Genomic DNA, 2,576 nt, shown 5'->3' with positions numbered 1-2,576 from the left:
CCGATCTGCATGAACAGGCCGGATATAAGACCGCAGTCGTTACCGCCGAATCAGAGCTTCAAGAACTGGCTTGTTGCACGGGAGGCGTCCATATAAGATGGAAATGTCGACAACCCAGACAGTCCCACAAGGCAAGGATACGGCGATCCAGGGCGAGCTGTACATGAGCTTCGAGCTCGGCGATAAGTCCTGGAAGGTGACGGCGAGCGATGACCGACACACCCCGAGCCGCTACAACGTGGACGCCGGTGACACGGCCGCAGTTGCGCACTGCATCGACCAGGCCCAGGAGCGCTGCAAGCTCGAGGGGGCTCGGGTGCACTCGTGCTACGAAGCAGGCCGCGACGGCTGGTGGCTACACCGCTGGCTGATCGAGCAAGGAGTCGACAACATCGTGGTCGACTCCTCCAGCATCGAGGTGAACCGGCACGCCCGGCGGGCCAAGACCGACCGCATCGATGGCGACAAGCTGTTGGCGATGCTGCTGCGCCATCATCGCGGCGAGCGTGTGTGGTCGGTTGTGCATGAGCCCACGCCCGAGGACGAAGACGCGCGCCGCACGCACCGCGAGCTTGCACGGCTGACGAAGGAGCGCACCTCACACATGAACCGCATCGGCTCGCTGCTGGTGCTGCACAACCTGCGCCCGCACGTCATCATCGGCGGGCGCGACTGGCCCGCCTGGTGGGCGCGCCATGGCGAGCAGGTGCCGCCTGTCTTGCGCGCCGAGATCGAGCGCGAGAGCGCGCGGCTGACCCTAGTCAAGCAGCAGGTGAAGGCGCTGGAGGCTGCGCGGCGCCAAGAACTGGCCGATGGCAAGCAGCCGCTGGTGGCGCAACTGGCCTTGTTGCGCGCCATCGGACCCAAGGGTGCCTGGGTGTTGGTCAAGGAACTCTTCGGCTGGCGGCGCTTCGCCAACCGGCGCGAGTTGGCGGGCTGCCTGGGGTTGGCACCCACGCCATATGCGAGCGGCGACAGCCAGATCGAGCAAGGCATCAGCAAGGCAGGCAACAAGCGAGCGCGCACGATGCTGATTGAACTCGCCTGGAGTTGGCTGCGCCTGCAGCCTGAAAGCGCATTGACCCAGTGGTTCAACCGGCGCTTCGCTGGCGCAGGCAAGCGCACGCGACGCGTTGGCATCGTGGCCATGGCCAGAAAACTGGTGATCGTCTTGTGGCGCTATCTGCAGAACGGCGAGATTCCGGCCGGGGCGACGCTCAAGCCAGCCACCGCTTGAGGCCCCGCCAGCCCTCGCACTGAAGCACGGCTTGCCAAGGAACGCATCAACATGATCAAAGGTCGACGCGCCAGCAAGGTCAGCGGGTCACTGTACAGAAGTGACCGATCAGAAAGAAGGGGCGCGTCGGTAACCGGGGTTTGCCAGTGCGCATCTTCGCGCGCATGCAGCATGAGGTGCAGGGCTTGCACGCCCTACACGGATAGAAGTTCGTCCGGGCACTGGCTCGAACGCTCGCCATACCCCGACCTCGGATCAGGTGGATGCATCACCCATGCCACGCCACTGTCTCATCCGCTCAGCAACAACCGATGCGATGCTAAAAAGCACTTGACTAAAAAGTCCCCATAGAAGCTGACCTTCGGCGTGATCTCCGGGTTTTTCGTACCTTCGCCGACAATGGAGCCCGCCGTGCCGATGTGTCCGCTGGTCGCAGCGTCGTTGGCCTCATAGGTCACATGAAGAAGCTCGTCATCTCTACGCTAGTCGCCACCTTGCTTGCTCCGGCAACTGCGCAAACGCTCGCTTGCAACAGCGAGATCGGCAAGCTGTTCGGCTCCCGGCAAATTGAAATTGTGCGCAGCGGCAACGGCATCACGGTTCGTGCCTCCAATGCATCAAACGATGAGTGGGCGTATCAACTTCTAGCTGAGAGCAAGACACTCGGGGCATTTCGTGCGGTTCGTATGGCTAAGCCTGCTGGCCCGCCCGGTGCGCTTGACGCCGTGCTGGGCGGGGAACTGTTTGTGCGCCGCGACGGCACTTCTATTCGGGCGTTTGCTACAGGCTCGATGACGTCCGGTGAGGTCAGTTCGGAACAGTTCGTCTGTCGGTAGTAGGGTCCGCCTTCAGCGTTTCAGTGCTGACGCCAGCATGAAGTTCATTACGCTTCCAGAAGCGTAGAACCGCTCGGCGAGTGAGCTTTCGGCGACCGTTGTCATTTGGCGGCCAAATTTGAAGAAAAGCAGACAGTCTGGATAAGTCTTGGGGGAATCGCGCTGCCCCCCTCCTCTGCCCTGAGCCGATCGCGCCGGGTTGCAGCTTTTCGATGGCTCCCATCCCCGCGGGCGGATGGTTGCGTTTCCGCGAATACGTTGGGGCCGCCCTCCCTCTGGCGCGGCGCGACATGGGCGCGAGCCACGGCGCGACCCCGCCGCCAGGTCGCCGGCGCCGGCCTTGCGATCGCTGCGACAAACGCCAGCTTTCTTGGCCGCCGAAGTGGAAGTTTGGGCCAATTCTGTTGAAAAACTCGTCTCGAACCTTGGGCCGCCCGCGACGCAGCACTGGATTCTTTGGGTATCGAGTTCGTCAGCAGGATCGAATCGTTCGCGAAGCTCCT

The 2,576-nt window shown here is 62.7% G+C and carries 4 protein-coding genes; 2 read left to right on the top strand and 2 right to left on the bottom strand.

Translation table 11 applies throughout. The features are described from left to right. Positions 1 to 103: 103 nt before the first annotated feature. Complete coding sequence (locus tag QTH97_RS36780) at positions 104 to 1,237, top strand: IS110 family RNA-guided transposase (protein WP_444813522.1); 1,134 nt, start codon at positions 104 to 106, stop codon at positions 1,235 to 1,237. 290 nt (positions 1,238 to 1,527) lie between these two features. On the opposite strand, the gene QTH97_RS36775 is transcribed toward QTH97_RS36780, so the two are convergent. Next, a complete protein-coding gene (locus QTH97_RS36775; protein ID WP_286573715.1) occupies positions 1,528 to 1,695 on the bottom strand; it encodes a hypothetical protein in 168 nt (55 codons plus the stop codon). Here QTH97_RS36775 and QTH97_RS36770 point away from each other — a divergent pair, their 5' ends adjacent. Continuing rightward, positions 1,696 to 2,073 (top strand): hypothetical protein, encoded by a 378-nt coding sequence (locus QTH97_RS36770; protein ID WP_286573713.1) that lies wholly within the window; start codon positions 1,696 to 1,698, stop codon positions 2,071 to 2,073. A 12-nt stretch (positions 2,074 to 2,085) separates the two neighbouring features. On the opposite strand, the gene QTH97_RS36765 is transcribed toward QTH97_RS36770, so the two are convergent. Next, positions 2,086 to 2,576, bottom strand: a 491-nt coding sequence (locus tag QTH97_RS36765; RefSeq protein WP_286573711.1) for a hypothetical protein, incomplete at its 5' end; no start/stop codon positions are given.

Source organism: Variovorax gracilis (assembly GCF_030317115.1).
Taxonomy (GTDB): domain Bacteria; phylum Pseudomonadota; class Gammaproteobacteria; order Burkholderiales; family Burkholderiaceae_C; genus Variovorax; species Variovorax gracilis.
The sequence above is the reverse complement of the archived record's forward strand: the minus strand, read 5'-3'. Positions and strand labels throughout refer to the sequence as shown.